The organism is Synechococcus sp. A15-127 (assembly GCF_014280215.1).
GTDB lineage: Bacteria > Cyanobacteriota > Cyanobacteriia > PCC-6307 > Cyanobiaceae > Parasynechococcus.
On sequence record NZ_CP047948.1, the window covers coordinates 509,346 to 527,110 of the forward strand.

Annotated in this window: 20 protein-coding genes; 9 read left to right on the forward strand and 11 right to left on the reverse strand. The window is 63.1% G+C overall.

The window, feature by feature from the left end; translation table 11 throughout:
• Positions 1–12: 12 nt before the first annotated feature.
• Positions 13–393 carry a VOC family protein gene (locus SynA15127_RS02725; RefSeq protein ID WP_043695205.1) on the forward strand — a complete coding sequence of 127 codons (381 nt, stop codon included), beginning with the start codon at positions 13–15 and terminating at the stop codon, positions 391–393.
• Positions 356–2,788 (forward strand): endonuclease MutS2, encoded by a 2,433-nt coding sequence (locus SynA15127_RS02730; protein ID WP_186484907.1) that lies wholly within the window; start codon positions 356–358, stop codon positions 2,786–2,788. The genes SynA15127_RS02725 and SynA15127_RS02730 overlap by 38 nt, the downstream gene beginning before the upstream one ends.
• Positions 2,789–2,796: 8 nt before the next feature.
• On the opposite strand, the gene SynA15127_RS02735 is transcribed toward SynA15127_RS02730, so the two are convergent.
• Positions 2,797–4,026, reverse strand: a complete 1,230-nt coding sequence (locus SynA15127_RS02735) for an ABC transporter ATP-binding protein (protein WP_186484908.1) — start codon at positions 4,024–4,026, stop codon at positions 2,797–2,799.
• Between the two features lie 59 nt (positions 4,027–4,085).
• On the opposite strand from SynA15127_RS02735, the gene cgtA reads away from it, so the two are divergent.
• Both cgtA and SynA15127_RS02745 read left to right on the forward strand, forming a co-directional pair.
• Positions 4,086–5,075: an Obg family GTPase CgtA gene (cgtA, locus tag SynA15127_RS02740; protein ID WP_186484909.1), complete on the forward strand. Its 990-nt coding sequence runs from the start codon at positions 4,086–4,088 to the stop codon at positions 5,073–5,075.
• 80 nt (positions 5,076–5,155) lie between these two features.
• Positions 5,156–5,338 carry a hypothetical protein gene (locus SynA15127_RS02745; protein ID WP_186484910.1) on the forward strand — a complete coding sequence of 61 codons (183 nt, stop codon included), beginning with the start codon at positions 5,156–5,158 and terminating at the stop codon, positions 5,336–5,338.
• Between the two features lie 33 nt (positions 5,339–5,371).
• On the opposite strand, the gene SynA15127_RS02750 is transcribed toward SynA15127_RS02745, so the two are convergent.
• From SynA15127_RS02750 to SynA15127_RS02765, 4 genes are all read right to left on the reverse strand, one after another.
• Positions 5,372–5,590 (reverse strand): Calvin cycle protein CP12, encoded by a 219-nt coding sequence (locus tag SynA15127_RS02750; RefSeq protein WP_043695220.1) that lies wholly within the window; start codon positions 5,588–5,590, stop codon positions 5,372–5,374.
• 106 nt (positions 5,591–5,696) lie between these two features.
• Positions 5,697–7,595, reverse strand: a complete 1,899-nt coding sequence (locus SynA15127_RS02755) for an ABC-F family ATP-binding cassette domain-containing protein (protein ID WP_186484911.1) — start codon at positions 7,593–7,595, stop codon at positions 5,697–5,699.
• Complete coding sequence (locus tag SynA15127_RS02760; protein ID WP_186484912.1) at positions 7,592–8,230, reverse strand: DUF2301 domain-containing membrane protein; 639 nt, start codon at positions 8,228–8,230, stop codon at positions 7,592–7,594. The genes SynA15127_RS02755 and SynA15127_RS02760 overlap by 4 nt, the downstream gene beginning before the upstream one ends.
• Positions 8,227–9,201, reverse strand: a complete 975-nt coding sequence (locus SynA15127_RS02765; protein WP_186484913.1) for a glutathione S-transferase C-terminal domain-containing protein — start codon at positions 9,199–9,201, stop codon at positions 8,227–8,229. The genes SynA15127_RS02760 and SynA15127_RS02765 overlap by 4 nt, the downstream gene beginning before the upstream one ends.
• A gap of 64 nt (positions 9,202–9,265) precedes the next feature.
• Between SynA15127_RS02765 and SynA15127_RS02770 the strand changes: the two genes are divergently transcribed.
• Complete coding sequence (locus SynA15127_RS02770; RefSeq protein ID WP_186485541.1) at positions 9,266–10,192, forward strand: aspartoacylase; 927 nt, start codon at positions 9,266–9,268, stop codon at positions 10,190–10,192.
• Between the two features lie 2 nt (positions 10,193–10,194).
• Here SynA15127_RS02770 and SynA15127_RS02775 read toward each other — a convergent pair whose 3' ends face one another.
• From SynA15127_RS02775 to SynA15127_RS02785, 3 genes are all read right to left on the reverse strand, one after another.
• Complete coding sequence (locus tag SynA15127_RS02775) at positions 10,195–10,566, reverse strand: hypothetical protein (protein WP_186484914.1); 372 nt, start codon at positions 10,564–10,566, stop codon at positions 10,195–10,197.
• Positions 10,563–10,967: a hypothetical protein gene (locus SynA15127_RS02780; RefSeq protein ID WP_186484915.1), complete on the reverse strand. Its 405-nt coding sequence runs from the start codon at positions 10,965–10,967 to the stop codon at positions 10,563–10,565. Before SynA15127_RS02780 ends, SynA15127_RS02775 begins: the two co-directional genes overlap by 4 nt.
• Before the next feature lie 93 nt (positions 10,968–11,060).
• A complete protein-coding gene (locus SynA15127_RS02785) occupies positions 11,061–11,396 on the reverse strand; it encodes a hypothetical protein (RefSeq protein WP_186484916.1) in 336 nt (111 codons plus the stop codon).
• A gap of 384 nt (positions 11,397–11,780) precedes the next feature.
• On the opposite strand from SynA15127_RS02785, the gene psbA reads away from it, so the two are divergent.
• From psbA to SynA15127_RS02800, 3 genes are all read left to right on the forward strand, one after another.
• Positions 11,781–12,860, forward strand: coding sequence for a photosystem II q(b) protein (psbA, locus tag SynA15127_RS02790; protein ID WP_186484761.1), 1,080 nt, complete (start codon positions 11,781–11,783; stop codon positions 12,858–12,860).
• A gap of 125 nt (positions 12,861–12,985) precedes the next feature.
• A complete protein-coding gene (locus tag SynA15127_RS02795; protein WP_186484917.1) occupies positions 12,986–13,444 on the forward strand; it encodes a cupin domain-containing protein in 459 nt (152 codons plus the stop codon).
• 46 nt (positions 13,445–13,490) lie between these two features.
• Complete coding sequence (locus SynA15127_RS02800) at positions 13,491–13,700, forward strand: YqaE/Pmp3 family membrane protein (RefSeq protein ID WP_043695249.1); 210 nt, start codon at positions 13,491–13,493, stop codon at positions 13,698–13,700.
• Between the two features lie 35 nt (positions 13,701–13,735).
• Here the strand turns inward: SynA15127_RS02800 and SynA15127_RS02805 are convergent, their stop codons facing one another.
• The 3 genes from SynA15127_RS02805 to SynA15127_RS02815 are packed head-to-tail and all read right to left on the reverse strand — an operon-like array spanning position 13,736 to position 16,607.
• Positions 13,736–14,695, reverse strand: a complete 960-nt coding sequence (locus SynA15127_RS02805; protein ID WP_186484918.1) for a glycine betaine ABC transporter substrate-binding protein — start codon at positions 14,693–14,695, stop codon at positions 13,736–13,738.
• The gene (locus tag SynA15127_RS02810) at positions 14,692–15,603 is read right to left on the reverse strand and encodes a proline/glycine betaine ABC transporter permease (RefSeq protein ID WP_186484919.1); all 912 of its coding nucleotides are present in this window, start codon (positions 15,601–15,603) and stop codon (positions 14,692–14,694) included. The genes SynA15127_RS02805 and SynA15127_RS02810 overlap by 4 nt, the downstream gene beginning before the upstream one ends.
• Entirely contained in the window at positions 15,600–16,607 is a 1,008-nt protein-coding gene (locus SynA15127_RS02815) for a betaine/proline/choline family ABC transporter ATP-binding protein (protein ID WP_186484920.1), read from the reverse strand. Before SynA15127_RS02815 ends, SynA15127_RS02810 begins: the two co-directional genes overlap by 4 nt.
• 304 nt (positions 16,608–16,911) lie before the next feature.
• Between SynA15127_RS02815 and SynA15127_RS02820 the strand changes: the two genes are divergently transcribed.
• Complete coding sequence (locus SynA15127_RS02820; protein WP_186484921.1) at positions 16,912–17,760, forward strand: class I SAM-dependent methyltransferase; 849 nt, start codon at positions 16,912–16,914, stop codon at positions 17,758–17,760.
• Positions 17,761–17,765: the final 5 nt, after the last annotated feature.

The window sequence follows — 17,765 nt, forward strand, 5'->3', positions numbered from 1 at the left end:
GAGCTTCCCCTGATGGCATCGGTGGATCGTCTCGGCCATGTGGCCATCCGCGTCCAGGACGTCACCCGTGCCGTGGCCTTTTACGAGGGGCTGGGCATGCGCCTTGTGTGGAAAGCGGACGACTGGTGTTATCTCGAGGCAGGGCCAGGGCGCGACGGGCTTGCCCTGCTGGGTCCGGATTACAAGGCTGCCGGCCCCCACTTCGCCTTCCACTTCCGTGACCGCGACGACGTGGATCAGATCCATCAACAGCTTCAGCAGTCCGGTGTGTTCGTGGGGTCTGTGCATGACCACCGCGATGGCACGGCTTCCTTCTACCTGAAGGATCCAGACGGCAACTGGCTGGAGATGCTTTATGAACCCCCCGGTGGCATTCCTTCCAACTGCAGCTGACCCCCCCGTCGAGCGGGATCGTGCTCTGCAGGAGACGCTCGGGCTCCTGGAGTGGCCGCGGGTGTGCGAGCACCTCTCCGTGTTCGCGTCCACGGCGATGGGACGCGTTGCTGCACGGTCTCTGCCGCTGCCGGCTGGCCTTGCCCAAAGTCGAACGGCTCTGAAGGAGACCGTGGAACTGGTGACCCTCGATGATCTGAGCGAGGGAGGGATCAGCTTCCGAGGCGTACGGGATCTGCGGCCGGTTGTGCTGCGTTGCAGCAAAGGCGGCACCGCATCCGGGGAGGAGCTGCTGGCGGTGGCGGAGACCCTGGCAACGGCACGACGGCTTCGGCGGCAGATCGATGAACCGGAGCTTCGACCGGCCTGCAGCGATCTGATCGCTGCGATGGTGACCCTGCCGGAGCTGGAGCAGCGGCTGAAGTTCGCTCTCGAGGAGGGGGGACGTGTGGCCGACCGTGCCAGCGCTCCCCTGGCGGGCCTGCGGCGGCAATGGGACGGTCTGCGGCAGGAGCGCCGCGACAAGTTGCAGGATCTGCTGCGGCGTCTCGGTCCGTTGCTGCAGGACACGGTGATCGCACAACGCCACGGGCGTCCTGTGCTGGCGGTCAAGGCCGGAGCGGTGGGACAGGTGCCAGGGCAGGTGCATGACAGTTCGGCCTCGGGCAGCACCCTGTTCGTGGAACCCCGTTCCGTGCTCGCCATCGGCAACCGGCTGGTGGACATCGAGGCCCGGATCCGTGAGGAGGAGCTGCGGGTCCTGGCTGAGCTGAGCGAGCGGGTGGCGGAGCAGGAGCAGCCGCTCAACGTTCTCAATGGAGTGCTGCTTCGGCTGGACCTGGCGCTGGCTCGAGGCCGTTACGGTCGCTGGCTGGGAGGATCGGTGCCCCAGCTGGAGGACCGGCCGGAGGCGCCGTTCCGGCTGGAGAATCTGCGCCACCCCCTGCTGGTTTGGCAGGAGAAGCATGACGAAGGCCCGGCTGTGGTGCCGATCTCGGTGGAGGTGTCTGAAGAGCTGCGGGTCGTTGCAATCACTGGTCCCAACACCGGCGGCAAGACCGTGACCCTGAAGAGCATCGGTCTGGCGGCCCTGATGGCCCGCGCGGGCATGCTGCTTCCCTGTTCCGGTCAGCCGTCGCTGCCGTGGTGCGCTCAGGTGCTGGCGGACATCGGTGATGAGCAGTCCTTGCAGCAGAGCCTCTCCACCTTCAGCGGCCATGTGAAGCGGATCGGTCGGATCCTGGACGCATTGCAGCAGGGGCCCGCCCCGGCTCTGGTGCTTCTCGATGAGGTGGGGGCAGGCACCGACCCCAGCGAGGGCACCGCCCTGGCGACGGCCTTGCTGAAGGCTCTCGCGGATCGGGCCCGGCTCACGATCGCCACCACCCACTTCGGTGAACTGAAGGCACTCAAGTACGGCGATGGCCGCTTTGAGAACGCCTCGGTGGCTTTCAACCCTGAGACGCTTTCACCCACCTATGAATTGCTGTGGGGCATCCCCGGGCGCAGCAATGCCCTGGCGATCGCAACCCGGCTGGGCCTGGACCGGCAGGTGCTGGATCAGGCCCAGGAGCTGCTCGCGCCAGCCGGAGATGGAGAGGTCAACAGTGTCATCCGCGGTCTTGAGGAGCAACGGCAACGCCAGCAGGCCGCGGCGGAGGACGCCGCGGCACTGCTGGCCCGCACCGAGCTGCTGCATGAGGAGTTGCTGCAGCGCTGGCAGCAGCAGAAACAGCAGTCAGCGGAGCGCCAGGAGCAGGGCCGGCAGCGTCTGGAGCGTTCGATCCGTGACGGTCAGAAGGAGGTGCGCACCCTGATCCGTCGGCTGAGGGACGGCCAGGCTGATGGTGAGACGGCCCGGCGGGCCGGCCAGCGCCTGCGCAAGCTGGAGGACCGTCATCGGCCTGAACCGGAGCGCCGGGCGCACGCTGGTTGGCGGCCCCAGGTGGGGGACCGCATCCGTCTGCTGGCTCTCGGGAAGGCTGCTGATGTGCTGGAGATGTCAGACGATGGCTTGCAGCTCACCGTGCGTTGCGGCGTGATGCGCAGCACCGTGGAGCTGGCGGCGGTGGAAAGTCTCGATGGCCGCAAGCCGGAGCCGCCGGAGGCGGTGGTGAAGGTGAAAGCCCGGACGCCTTCAGGAGGCGGCGGTCAGGTGCGCACGTCGCGCAATACGGTGGATGTCCGTGGGCTTCGGGTTCATGAAGCGGAGGCTGCCGTGGAGGAGCACCTGCGCTCGGCGTCCGGTGCCGTCTGGGTGATCCACGGGATCGGGACCGGGAAGCTGAAGCGCGGCCTGCGGGCCTGGCTGGACACGGTGCCCTACGTGGAACGCGTCACCGATGCGGATCAGGGCGATGGTGGACCGGGCTGCAGCGTGGTCTGGCTGCGCTGAGGGAGCCTTCAGAGACGGGGAAGCTGTGGCTCTTCGGGTGAGCTCCGGGCAGGCTCTGGTGGGCAGATGGCATCGCCTTCGGCGTCAAACAGCCGCCAGCCCTGGGGATCGGGATCCAGGTGCAGCCTTCCTCCCACGATCACCGCAAGGTCCGCCTCGGTGCGCACCGTCACCAGGTGACCGCCATGGAGCAGCTGACAGGTGATCAGCTGCTCGTTGCCCAGCACTTCGACATGACGGATCTCCGCCGGCAGGTTGCGATTGGTGGAGGGGGCGACCCTCCAGCCTTCCGGCCGCAGCCCTGCCGTGAGCACCTGCCCCTCCAGTGCAGGGAGTGCCTCGGCCATCGGCCCCTCCACCGGCAGTCGGCGATCCTCCAGCAGCAGGGTGGCTGCGGGTGCCACCGTTACCGGCAGCAGGGCCATCGGCGGGCTGCCGATGAACTGGGCGACGAACAGATTCGAGGGCCATCGGTACAACTCCATGGGAGTTCCCAGCTGCTGCAGGTATCCCTGATTCAGCACGGCGATGCGATGACCCATCGTCATCGCTTCGACCTGATCGTGAGTCACATACAGCGTCGTGGTACCCAGCTGTTTCTGCAGCTCGACGATGCGGGTCCGGGTGCTGTTGCGCAGCTTGGCATCGAGATTGCTGAGCGGCTCGTCCATCAGAAAGACCTTTGGTTGCCGGGCCATCGCACGTCCCAGAGCGACCCGCTGTTTCTGGCCACCGGAGAGTTCCTTCGGCAATCGATCCAGCAAGTCCGTCAGCTCCAGCGACTCAGCCACCTCCCCCACGCGCGTTTCGATGCGTCGCTCGCGGGGACTGGGCACCTGCAGGGAGGGCGGCAGGTGGCGAGCACTTCGGTGCAGCTGATCCTGCAGACGCAGCAGTGGCGGCAGAGAGTGGCTGCGTCGCAGCCCGAAGCTGAGGTTGTCCCGGACGCTCAGATGCGGATAGAGCGCGTAGCTCTGAAACACCATGGCCACATCCCGTTGGGCCGGCCGCACCCTGCTGACGGGTCGATCACCGATCAGGATCTCTCCGGCGGAGGGGAGTTCAAGTCCTGCCAGAAGACGAAGAAGCGTGCTTTTGCCGCAGCCAGAAGGTCCGACAAGCACGAGAAATTCACCGTCCTCGATCATCAGATCAAGGCTTCGGATCACGTCGACGGGACGGCCCCCTCGTCGGCCTGGGTAGCTCTTGCAGAGGGCTTCGAATCGGACGCCGGCCAAGCGTTGGGACTGCAGCCACCTGATCCTAGGGTTGTGGATTCGACCCACCCGGCGCCACCGTGCAGTTCATCGATCAGGCACGGCTCACGGCTCGAGGTGGCCGCGGCGGCGACGGGATCGCGGCCTTCCGACGCGAGAAGTATGTGCCGGCAGGTGGACCTTCCGGCGGCGATGGCGGTCACGGCGGACATGTCGTGCTGGAGGCCGACGCCAATCTCCAGACTCTGCTGGACTTCAAATACAAGCGTCTGTTCGCTGCCGACGACGGCCGGCGCGGTGGACCGAACAAGTGCACCGGGGCCTCAGGGCGTGAACTGGTGGTGAAGGTCCCGTGCGGGACGGAAGTGCGACATCTCACCACTGGAATCCTGCTCGGCGATCTGATCAACGCCGGTGAACGGCTGGTGGTCGCTTTCGGCGGGCGCGGAGGGCTGGGCAATGCTCATTACCTGAGCAACCGCAATCGCGCTCCCGAGAAATTCACCGAGGGTCGCGATGGAGAGGAGTGGCCGCTTCAGCTTGAGCTCAAACTGCTGGCCGAGGTCGGCATCATCGGCCTGCCGAATGCCGGCAAAAGCACCCTGATCGCGGTGGTGTCAGCCGCCCGCCCCAAAATCGCCGACTATCCATTCACCACCCTGGTCCCGAATCTCGGGGTCGTGCGACGACCGAGCGGTGATGGAACTGTCTTCGCTGACATCCCAGGACTCATCGCCGGTGCCGCGCAGGGAGCCGGGCTTGGCCACGACTTCCTGCGCCACATCGAGCGCACCCGATTGCTGATTCATCTGGTTGATGCTGGGGCAGACGATCCGATCGGCGATCTGCGGGTGGTGGAGAACGAGCTGGAGGCTTATGGCCATGGGCTCGTGGAACGACCCCGCATCCTGGTGCTGAACAAACAGGAACTTGTTTCGGACGATCAATTGGCTGAACTGGTCGGTGACCTCGAAGGGGCCAGCGGTCGTTCCGTTTTGTGCGTCTCAGCAGCGATGGGGAGCAATCTCGATGCTCTGCTGGCGCGCGTCTGGCGCGAACTGGGGATCTGAGGCTCCGTGTCGGCCGGCACATCTGAACTTGTGAGGCCGCTCACTCCTCGCCATAACGAAGTTGGCATCCAACAGCCGTGATGACTTTTTACACCTGCTTTGACGACAATGGCGAGATCATCGCCCGTTGTCAGACCCAACAAGAGATCGATGTACTGCGCCGCATGGGGCGCCCAATCGCTGAGGTGAAGGCCATGAAGAACGAAGAGTCTGTGGTCTGTAGCCTTACCGGCAGCCCTTCGGACTTCAACGAGGAGATCTGATTCGCAGATCTCCTCGTGGTTCGACCTGTCTGATCAGTCGTCGTAGACCCGGCACTCATCGGCGTCCGGATTGGCCTCGCAATGGAGCTCCAAGGACGTCGGGTCGTGGGAGTCCTCGGGGTGATGCTCCTTGTACTCCTCGAGCGAGTGGAGTTCATCTTCGAGGTGACGGACCTTGGCCTCATCGCCTGCGGCTTTGGCCGCTTCGATCTCGGACTTGTCCTTGTTGATGTGCTCGTCGATGGATTTCATGGAATCTCCCCGATGCCGCTCACCACATTACGACCCATCTCAGAGGTGAGTGAAGTCGTTTTCGTTTGCGGCAGTTCCCTGACATCGCCGCCCTGGCCCTGTGAGATCAGGGCCTCAGTTCGCTCAGCTCAAGCCAGCGTTCCTCCGCCTGTTCGATGCTGCTGATCAGTTCGGCGAGCTCGATGCTGAGCCTGGCCACCTCGGATCCCTCACAGGTCAGCTCCCGTTCCAGGGCCGCCCGCTTGGTCTCCAGTTCAGGGAGCTGCTGATCCAGCAACGCCAGTTCCTTCGATTCCTTGAAGCTGCGGCGACGGGGCTTCTCCTCGTCACCTTTGTCCCTGGAGTCTTTTCGGGATGAAGGAACTGCGGCACTGGTCTGCTGTCGCTCCTGCTGCCGCTGCTGGTCGAGGAATTCCGAGTAGTTGCCTTCGAAGCGCTGCAGCCGGCCGGCTTCGAAACAGAACAGACGGTCCACCGTGCGGTCGAGGAAATAGCGGTCGTGGGAGACCACGATCACGCAACCGCGGAAGTCTTCGAGAAAGTCCTCCAGAACGCTCAGCGTCTGCACATCCAGATCGTTGGTGGGCTCATCGAGCAGCAGCACATTCGGAGCCTGGATCAGCATCCGGCAAAGGGTCAGACGCCGCCGCTCGCCCCCGGAGAGTTTGGCCAGGGGGCTGTGCTGCTGCGCTGGTGGAAACAGAAACCGCTCCAGCAGCTGAGAGGCGGTGAGCTGCTCGCCTCCGAGGTCGATGCGGCTGGCAGCCTCCTCCACGAATTCGATCACCTTGCGCTCCATTCCCTTGCCCTTGGTGAATGCCTCGGTGTGCTGGTCCAGATAGCCGATGTGGACGGTTTCCCCAAGGCGCAGGGAGCCGTGGGTGGCACTGCGGCGCCCGGCGATCAAATCCAGCAGCGTGGATTTGCCGCTGCCGTTCGGGCCGATGATCCCCACCCGGTCCTCGGGGCTGAAGCTGTAGGTGAAGTCATCCAGAAGCCTCCGGCCTTCGGCACTGCTGTCGGTGGTGACCCCCAGTCCCTCGGCTTCGATCACCAGCTTGCCGATGCGTCGGCTGACGCTGGTCATCTCCAGTTTTCCCCGGGCCTGCACCGGTTGTTCTTCACGCATGGTTTCGATGCGCTGCAGGCGAGCCTTCTGCTTCGTGCTGCGTGCTTTCGGGCCCTGGCGCAGCCAGGCCAGCTCCCGCCTCAGCACCCCCTTGAACTTGGCTGCCGAGGCGGCTTCGGATGCCTCCTCTTCGGCCTTGTGCTGCAGATAGGTGCTGTAGTTGCCCTGGTAGGTGCGCGCCCGGCCCCGGGACACCTCCACCATCCGACGGGTGATGCGATCGAGCACGTAGCGATCGTGCGTGACCAGCACCAGGGCTCCTGGATAACGGTCCAACCAGCTCTGGAGCCACTCCACCGCTGTGGCGTCCAGGTGGTTGGTCGGTTCATCCAGAAGCAGCACGTCCGGGCTGGCCACCAGGGCTGAGGCCAGTCCGACCCGTTTGCGGTAGCCACCGGAGAGAGCTTCCACCGGCTTCTGCAGGTCGCTGATCCCAAGTTTCTGGAGCACTTCGCGGCATTGCTGCTCCAGGCTCCAGGCCTCTTCCTCATCCATCCGCTGGCTCAGGTCGCCCAGCTCCGCCAGCAGCGCTTGATTATCGGGATCCGCTGCCACGGCCTCACTGAGGGCGCTGAAACGAAGCAGCAGATCCCGTTTGGCACCACACCCCTGCAGCACCTGCTCCAGAACCGTGAGTCCGGGTGTGACGCGGCTGTCCTGACCCACCAGCTCCACCCGCAGCCGCGGTGAGCAACGCCGTTCCCCATCTCCGAGGGGTTCCTGGCCGGCCAGCACCTTCAGCAGCGTTGATTTGCCCGCTCCGTTCGGGCCGATCAGTCCGAGTCTCTCCCCCTCCCCGATGTGGAGATCCAGCTCAGCGAACAGGGTGCGGATGCCGAAATCCTTTCCGGCCCCCACCAGGCTGATCAGACTCACGAGGTCCCGGCAGGCAGCTGACCGTCCAGGTAAGCAAAGACGCTCTTGTCGCCGACATCCGCAGCGGCTTCGATGCCAAATTTCCGCAGAGCCAGCACGACCAGAAGCAGGCCGGCAACACCCACCAGCACCAGCCCGGATTCGTCGCTGAGCAGACCGACGAGACGGCCCAGCAACGCCAGGGGAAGCAGCAGCGTGAGGCCGATCGCCTCCGGTCTCTGGAAGCAGAAGAATTCCTTGAAGCCGATTCCGGCCAGGGCCGCGAAGAGTGGCCCGATGGCCAGGATCCAGAGCGGCCTGCCGGCCAGTGTGGCGAGGGCATCAGCAGGTCCCGCTGTGATCAGCAAGACCCCCCATCCGACACATCCCAGCAACCAGAACAGCTGGAGTGCGCGGTGCAACGGCCTCAGATAGATGTGAATCCACTTTAGTGCCAGACCGATCCCGGCGGTCAGGGGCAGCAGCCACAGCCAGGCCCAGGATCCGCCGAGGGCCCAACAATGCAGCACTCCTCCGCTCATCGCCAGGCCCGAGATCAGAAGGGCGATGCGGTAGCGCTGCACCTCCCGGCGATCCTGCTCGTTGATCGTGTACGGGCCGTAGACACCGTCGAACTGGGGGTCGGCCGTGCTCATGCCTCAGGGATGGTGCTGTTCACCAGTGTGCTCAGCTCCGGGCCGGCTGGAACGATGCCCCCGGGATTGAGAGGAAACAGGGCTCCGAAATAATCCTGACGCCAGGCCTTGGCATCGCAGGTTTCAGCCACTCCGGGCAGGTCGTGGAAGCGCCTGCGCCAGGCCCATAGATGCGGAAACTGCCAGAGGGGTCTCCGGCTGCAGCCGAAGAGAGGGGAATAGACCAGTTCCCAACGGATCAACGTCGGGAAGAGTCGGACATCTGCCAGGGTCAGGGTCTCGCCGCACAGCCACGGACCCCTCTCCGCCAGCGCCTGCTCCACCTGTTCCAGAGCCTCGAACAGCGCTGTTTCAGCACGGTCGTAAGCCTGCTGGCCCCGGGCGAAACCGCAGCGGTAGACACCGTCGTTCACCGCCGGCTGCAGCAGGGTCTGCCACCGCTGGATCATCTCCTGAAAATCAGGAGGATCGAGGTCCGGAGCATCCTCGGAGGCGGGCCATCGGTTCAGCAGCTCCACCAGCTGTGCACTTTCGTTTCCGAGGATGCGTGGTCCCTGGGGATCCACCAGCGCCGGCACCGTGGCCCGATGACTTGGTGGTGCCAAGCAGGCTCTGTAGAGGTCCAGCAGGCTGCTGCAGCCGAGCCAGGCCGGATCCAGTTGCCAGCGTCCGGCGCGGTGATCAGCCGTCGCCATGAGCACGGTCAGGCTGTCTCCCAGGCCCCTCAGGCGATGCACCAGCCAGGTGCGATGGGCCCATGGACAGCTGCGGCCGATGATCAGATGGGGCCGCTGCTGTTCTGAGCGGCCCCTCAGCTGCGCTTGGTCGGGTCGTTCTGCCTCGAGATGATCACTGATCGGGCGGCAGTAGTTCCCATCAGCATCAGCAGGACCCAGGCCTCCCATCAGCCGGCTCCATTGCCATCGCCACCCTGAGCGGGCGGCCATCACCACGATCGGAGGGATCGACATCGTCTGGATGTTTGCGGCCAGTCTGGGAGCCCATGCTTCAGTCGTGCAGCAGCGTGTGCCCCTGATGACGGCGTCGGACGTTCTTCTTGTGGCCGGGACCCATGGCAACGAGGTGAACGCGCCCTGGCTGCTGGACGCCTGGCAGAGGACGCCTGATCTGATTGATGACCATGGCCTCACGGTTCAGCCGCTGATCGGCAATCCCGATGCACGAGCGGCCAATCGCCGATACATCGACCGTGATCTCAACCGCAGCTTTCTGCCGGACCGCTTCGCCTCTGATGACGGCGAAGCGCTGGAGTTTGCCCGGGCCCGGTCCCTGGTGCAGCGGCATGGTCCACAGGGCACGCATCCCTGCCGGGTGGCCCTCGATCTGCACAGCACCACGGCGGCCATGGGCAGTTGTCTGGTGGTTTACGGCCGTCGGCCTGCTGATCTGGCTCTGGCGAGCCTCGTGCAGGGTGCGCTCGGACTACCTGTGTATCTGCATGAGGCTGATGATCGTCAGACCGGTTTCCTCGTGGAGTGCTGGCCCTGTGGTCTGGTGATCGAGGTGGGGCCGGTGCCGCAGTCGCTTCTGGATGTTCGGATCGTTGAACAGACCCGTCTGGCGGTGGAAACCTGCCTGGCCTCCCTGGCAGCAGCGCGCAGGGCGGCAGCGAGCTACCCACGACAGCTCGTGGTGCATCTCCATCGCTGCAGCCTGGATCTGCCGAGACGTGACGGGAATCAGATCTCAGGCCTGCTGCATGGTGATCGTCTCGGCCGGGACTGGCAGCCGCTGGCGTCAGAGGAGCCTCTGTTCGTTGAACTGTGTGGACAGGGTCTGCCGGCGATTCAGGGCTTCGAGGGCGAGGTGGACGATGTTCCCGTGTTCATCAATGAGGCCGCTTACGCCGAGAAGCGAATCGCTCTGTCGCTGACCCGGCGGGAGGTTTGGCCTGTGGAAGACGCCTGGCGGACGGCCCTCGAGCAGTTGCTGAAGAGCTGATGTCAGCGGGGAGGACCGTTGTAGATCTCTGCTTCCACCTGACGTCCGTCGGAAGAAATCTTCAGTTCGGTCTCCACGGTCGGAGGTGCGCCGGCCTCCTGCCAACCGGGAGCACCACCGTCGAACCGGAAGGTGTAGCCGTCGTCGGTGCTCACGATGCAGTCACCTCCACCGACGCTTGTCCCGTACATGCAGCGGGCCGCGCGGTAGCGGCTCAGTCCACCGTTGATGGCCTCGGCACGCATCCGAGCCACATTCACAGCTCTCTGCCGGGCATCGGAGACCTGGGCTCTGGCTTCCGGAACGGGGCCGAGGCCGAGGGGCAGGCTCGCTCCGATCAGAAGGAGTCCGAGGGATCGGCTGAAGAAACTCATGGATTGTCCGGTGGCACGACCGGAGGAGAGCTGTTCCCCTTTGGTAGCAGCGGTCCGTTGTAAGAGACGTCCAGAATCCGATCGCCGTCTGGTGAGACCAGAACTTCGGTTACCAGGGTCGGTTGCGGCGGAATCTGCTGTTGCCATCCGGGTTCACCGCCCCTGAAGCGGAAGAGGAATCCTTCATCCGTCGAGGAGATCAGGCAAGCCTCTCCCCGAAGAGCATGCATGCACTGATCGGATCGGTACAGACGTAATCCGCCGTTTAGTCGCTCGGCCCTCATCCGGGCCAGATTGGCCGCCTTGGTCTGGGCAAAGGGGTAATTGTTGGACTGGGCGATGGCCATCGACCCAGTCACAGCCAGTCCCAGGCTGACAAGCAGAGCAGGGAACGGACGCATCGGAGCACTTGCGATGTGACGTCACTCTGCTGCTGGAGCGGTGGGATGCATCCCCGCGGCTGGGACACAGGTGTTTCCGGATGCTCCTGTCCATCAACCGCAGGCCCAGACCCCCGTCCCCTCCTTGCTGCAACTGAGGTCACTGCGTTGACCATCGGCCCAGTACAACCTGAGCCTGTCGTCGTCGCTTCCGATGCGAAGCGTCAGCGATTGGAGCGGACCTGCCGGAGTCCTGGCGTCTTTCGGAGCGGCTCCCTTGCTCTGATCCCCGAGGCGTCTCTCCAGCTGATCCAGGCGAAGCTCCAGCCTCCTGAGGGCATCGTCGGAGCCAGCGCCTGTTCTGGACTGATCTGCGCCTGGTGTTGGAATCCATCCACGCTGACATCCGCCGAGCAGCAGAAGTCCGAAACAGAGGGCTGCAACAGACATCGGCCTGGAGACGCGAGAAACCATGGTCCGGAGAACGGTTGATCCAGGCTCTCAGCAGATTGCCGCTTGCACCAGACGTTCACTCCAATAAACCGTGGCTCCCTGGGCCTCGAGCTCATGGCGGCGATGCCGTGCCTGGGAAAGAGGAACGGTTTCCTCCAAGCGTTGCCCCGAATGGAGCCAGCGGATCAGAACCAAGACGCATCCCGAAGGGGGCAATCAAACCTTAAGGCTTTCTGGACCCCCTTGTCCTGGCCTGGGGTGCGCCGCCGGACGCCGCGCAATGTCCGCACATACACCGCAAACTTCTGTTACATTGGATGGAGGCAGGGCATCCCTGCCCTTCCTTAAACCGTCCCTTCGGGGGCACTTCTTTCCGTTCTCATGACCACCACCATCCAGCAGCGCTCCGGCGCTTCTAGTTGGCAGTCCTTCTGCGAGTGGGTCACCTCGACCAACAACCGTCTGTATGTCGGTTGGTTCGGTGTGCTGATGATCCCCACCCTGCTGGCTGCCACCATCTGTTTCGTCATCGCCTTCGTCGCCGCACCTCCGGTCGACATCGATGGCATCCGCGAGCCTGTCGCTGGCTCCCTGATCTACGGCAACAACATCATCTCCGGTGCTGTTGTTCCTTCTTCAAACGCCATCGGCCTGCACTTCTATCCCATCTGGGAAGCTGCTTCCCTCGATGAGTGGCTGTACAACGGCGGCCCCTTCCAGCTGGTTATTTTCCACTTCCTCATCGGCATCTTCGCCTACATGGGTCGCGAGTGGGAACTCTCCTACCGCCTGGGTATGCGCCCCTGGATCTGCGTTGCCTACAGCGCACCTGTCGCTGCAGCATCCGCTGTCTTCCTGGTCTACCCCTTCGGTCAGGGTTCTTTCTCTGACGCAATGCCCCTGGGCATCTCTGGAACCTTCAACTACATGTTGGTGTTCCAGGCCGAGCACAACATCCTGATGCACCCCTTCCACATGTTGGGCGTCGCAGGTGTCTTCGGCGGCAGCTTGTTCTCCGCCATGCACGGCTCCCTGGTGACCTCCTCCCTGGTGCGTGAAACCACCGAGAGCGAGTCCCAGAACTACGGCTATAAGTTTGGCCAAGAAGAAGAGACCTACAACATCGTGGCTGCCCACGGTTACTTCGGTCGCCTGATCTTCCAATACGCCTCCTTCAACAACAGCCGTAGCCTTCACTTCTTCCTGGCTGCCTGGCCTGTTGTCGGCATCTGGTTCACCGCCCTGGGCGTGTCAACCATGGCCTTCAACCTGAACGGCTTCAACTTCAACCAGTCCATCCTTGATGGTCAGGGCCGCGTCCTGAACACCTGGGCCGACGTGTTGAACCGTGCCGGCCTCGGCATGGAAGTGATGCACGAGCGCAATGCTCACAACTTCCCCCTCGACCTGGCTGCTGCTGAGTCCACTCCTGTGGCTCTGCAAGCACCTGCCATCGGTTGATCTGGAATCAACCTGTTCCTTCTGGAACAGCCAAAACGATTCAGATCAACTGAATCGGAAAGCCCTCACCGCAAGGTGGGGGCTTTTTGTTGTGGCAGCGTTGCAGAGCTCTGGTCAGATCAGTGGTGAACTCTTTTGATGCTCTTGTGTCGCGTTTGGGGTTGCAGCTCCATCCCGAGGGCGGGTGGTACCGGGAAGTGCAACGCAGTTCCATTCAGGTGACCAGGCCTGATGGCGAACAACGCAGTGCGATCACAACCGTGCTGTTCCTTCTTAATGCCGACGATGTGAGTCGCTGGCACTGCGTTCATGGTGGTGATGAGATCTGGACCTTCCTCGGAGGAGCTCCGCTCAGCCTGTTTCAGCATCCAGATGGTGCGAAGGCCACGGATGAAGACGTGCTCAGCGCTGATCAGCCCGTGGGGTGCGTTCCAGCCGGGGTCTGGATGGCGGCGCGAAGTCAAGGTGAGCACAGCCTGGTGAGCTGCTGTGTCGGTCCGGGGTTCAGCTTTGACGATTTCGAGATGCTGCGCGACCGGGTTCGCTCCCGTTGGCCGATGGGGATCGACGAGGCATTGCTCTGATGAGTGTTCGTTTTGCTACAAGAAAGGGGGTGTGATCTGAGCGTCTATGACTTGTGGTGACATCTTCCGCCTCATCATTGCCGTGTTCCTGCCTCCGCTCGGGGTGTTCACGCAGGTGGGCTTCAGTGGGCCGTTCTGGTTGAACCTCGTGCTGTTCGCGCTCGCGCTCGGTGGCTTTCTGGGGCTGCCACCGCTGTTCGGAATGGGAGCGATCGCCATCATTCATGCCTTCTGGGTGATCCTCACCAGAAAGTGAAGACTGCGTTGGAATGTTGAGCCTGAATGGTGCGGTTAGCTGGCGCTCATGCGGCCGGTGCACCAATAGGTGACCCGAGCCGGATTGCGCTCCAGGTAATCCGCCACCGCCTCCTCCGCGGACTGCTCCTGCGCCTGCAGCAGCAGGCCATCAAGGTCGCTGTCCGGCAGGTGGAACCGGCTGAGGAAGGCGGTCACCGACGGGGCGCGCAGATCCAGCCCCTGGCGTGCCACCGCATGGATGCGTTCCGTGCCGCCGAACACTCCGTCGGGATCCTTCAGAAAGCGCAGGTTGTAGCGGGCGAACATCCAGTGAGGAGTCCAGCTGGTGGCGATCATCCAGCGTTTCTCGTCGATGGCCTGGGCCAGCACCGCCGCCATCGCGGCACTGCTGGACGCCACCAGGTCCAGGTCATTGAGGTCGTAGCGCTTCAATGCCTCCAGCGATGCCTGATTGAGACCTGAACCTGGGTCGATGCCCTGAACGCGGTTGGCGAAGCGGGTCGCGAGGTCGGGATCCTTGAGCTGTTCGATGCTGTTCAGCACCGTCTCCGGAACGTAGTCCGGAACAATCCAACCGAGACGACCCGAATACATCGGCCCCAGATCGAGGACACGATCCCGGATGCGAGACCAGTAGTCCCGGTGCGTACCAGGCAGCCAGGCCATCAGCATCAGATCCAGATCTCCCCGTGCAACCGATTCGTACTGGATGCCGATGTCTGCCATCACGCGCTCCACAGGCACGTTCAGGCGTGAGTGAATCAGCTGTGCCGCCATCAGGCTCACCACCTCGGCATCGGCCCAGGGCGACCAGCCCAGCTTCAACGGCCTTGCGTTGTCCATCGACTGCTCCTGGCTCTGCAAGGAAGCGGTTGTGTTGACCGATCCGCTCTCCTCGCGGCCACGCCGGGCGATGTTGAACAGAGATGCGCCGGCAAGGCCGATGCCTGCCAGGAGAACGGAACGTCGTTGCCAGCGATGGTTGGCCTTCATCGAACCCTCCACAGATCACGGAAGCTGCGAAACCGGTCCGGCAGAGACGTTGACGGGGGTGTGGTGAAACTCTGAGTCAGCCGGTCGAGGATCACCGCCAGGATCACCACCGCCAGGCCTCCTTCAAAGCCAAGGCCGATGTTCAGCTGCTGGATGCCACGCAGCACCACGTCTCCCAGTCCACCGCCTCCGATCATCGAGGCGATCACCACCATCGAGAGCGCCAGCATGATCGTCTGGTTCACGCCGGTCATCACCGTGGGCAAGGCGCTCGGGAGCTGTACTTGGCGCAGCAGTTGAAGCTCGGAGCAGCCGAAGGACCGACCCGCTTCCATCAGATCCGCTGGAACCTGACGGATGCCCAGAACGGTGAGACGCACCACTGGGGGCATGGAGAAGATCAGCGTGGCAAGGATGGACGGCACGGCCCCTGTGCTGAACAGCATCACGGCGGGAATCAGGTAAACGAACGCCGGCATCGTCTGCATCAGATCCAGCACCGGCCGGGTGATTCGCCAAAGAATGGTCTGACGGGCAGCCAGCACGCCAAGCGGGAGTCCGATCAACAGCGCCAGCAGAGAGGACGCCAGAACAAGCGCCAGCGTGCTGATCATGGGATCCCAGAGCTCCATCACCAGAACCAGGTTCAGCCCCAGCAGCGTGAGCAGCGCGAATCCGGCACTCACCCGCCAGAGCCCGAGCGCAGCGATGAGGATCGCCAGTACCCAGGGGGCAGGGGCCGACAGGATCTGTTCACAGAGCTCAGCCATGCCAAGGATCAGGGCATTGACTGCATCAAACAGACCCTGGCCATGGTCCAGGAGCCAGCGCACGATCGCATCAGTGGCCATGCCGATCGTGCCGGCTTCGGTTGAACTCGCGAGCAGGGGGAGCATGGAATCGGTCATGGCGTGGCGATGGCACGCAGCAGCGTCTGCGGGGTGACGACACCGATCAAATGGTGGTCATCACCGACCACGGGGACGGGGCGATTCGCCCGGGCGACGGTAGGGATGGCATCCCGCACCAGGGTGGCGGCGTTCAGCATGGGAAGGCTGCGGTTTCCCAGATCAAGGACCATGCCATCGGGGGCCGGCTCTGCCAAGGCGCCGACACGGAGCACCGCCGAGGCGTCCACTGCCTTGAAGAAACGGCTCACGGCTTCCTCCTCCGGGTGGCGGAGCAGTTCCTCTGCGGTGCCGCACTGCAGCAGCCGCCCCTCCTGCATCAGGGCGATGCGATCGCCGATGCGAACGGCTTCATCCAGGTCATGGGAGATGAACACCACGGTGCGGCGATGTTCGCGCTGAAGATCGAGCAGCAGATCCTGCATGTCCCGTCGGATCAAGGGATCCAGGGCTGAGAATGCCTCGTCCATCAGCAGGATCGGTGGATCCAGAGCGAGTGCCCGGGCGAGCCCCACCCGTTGTCGCATCCCGCCGGACAGCTGGTCCGGTCGGCGATGGAGATCGTTGCCGAGCCCGACGCGTTCCAACGCCTGCTGAGCCCGTTCCTGGCGCTGACGCCTCGGCATTCCGGCCACCTCCAGTCCGAAGGCGGCGTTCTCCAGGGCACTTCGATGCGGAAACAGGGCGAAGGACTGGAAGACCATGGCCATGCTGCGTCGGCGAAGCATGAGCAGCTCCGAACCGCTCAGATCTCTGAGGCGCCGCCCGCTGACCAGGATCTCCCCTGCACTGGGTTGGATCAGGCCGTTCAGCATGCGCAGAAGCGTGGACTTGCCCGAGCCCGACAGCCCCATCACCACGAAGATCTCACCTTCGCCGATCGTCAGGGACACGTCCCGGACGGCGACCCGTGCCAGCGGGTCCTGCAGCAGAGTCTCTGGATCGGCATCACGCCGGCCGCCGAAGACTTTCCAAAGCTGTTCAATGCGGATCAGCTCATTCATTTTCGCTGATCAACGCAACCAAATGCTACGGGTGTGAGCAGGCAGAGCCTTGTTCTGCCTTGTTGTTGTTTCGATTGATTGAAATATTCTGAAAGTCCATCCGGCACAGTCGATTCCAGGCGCGGCTGCGCGGCATGAATGGCGACAGGTTTGCGCCATCACTGACAACTGAGGAGTTTGTGTATAGGGTTTAATCATCTGAGCAGTCGCTCTGTTCGGAGTCGGATCACTTCTTCCATTGTTCGTCACGTTTGAAATCGTGTTCTAAGGAAGTGGGTCTGGGTAAACATTCGGCCCATTTGGTATGACATCAACGAAGAACGAGTTCACTTCCGCTGAATCTGATCATCAACGTTTCGGTGATTCTCCGGAGTCCGTTCGTGAAACGGATCACTATCAGCAGGAGTACATCGAGGACTTCACCGACCGCTGGGACCGCCTGATCGACTGGAACGCACGGGCTGAGGCGGAGGGTGACTTCTTTATCCGTATTCTCAAGGAGCATGGCGCCCACTCGGTTCTGGATGTCGCCACCGGCACCGGCTTTCATTCGGTCCGCCTGCTGGAGGAAGGCTTTGATGTCGTCAGCGCCGATGGTAGCCCCAACATGCTGGCCAGGGCCTTCCGGAATGCCCGTAATCGCGATCAACTCCTGCGTACGGCCCAGGCTGACTGGCGCTTTCTGAACCGAGATATCCATGGTGCGTTCGATGCGGTGATCTGTCTGGGTAATTCCTTCACCCACCTGTTCAAGGAACGTGACAGGCGCAAGTCTCTCGCTGAGTACTACGCCGTGCTGAAGCACAACGGCCTTCTGATCCTTGATCACCGCAATTACGACCGGTTGCTTGAAGGCGGCTCTGCTGTACGCCAGGGCAAAGGCAACGTCTACTGCGGTCAGGACGTGGAGGTCGGCCCCGAGCATGTGGATGAGGGGCTCGCCCGATTCCGTTATGCCTTCGGTGATGGCAGCACTTATCACCTCAATATGTTCCCGCTGCGTTATGGCTATGTCAGACGTCTGATGTCGGAGGTCGGTTTCCAGAACATCACCAGCTTTGGTGACTATCAACGGAGTTATGAAAATCCCGACTTCTATATTCATGTGGCGGAGAAGGAATACCGCTTTGATGTTGATGCAACGATGCACTGAGATCG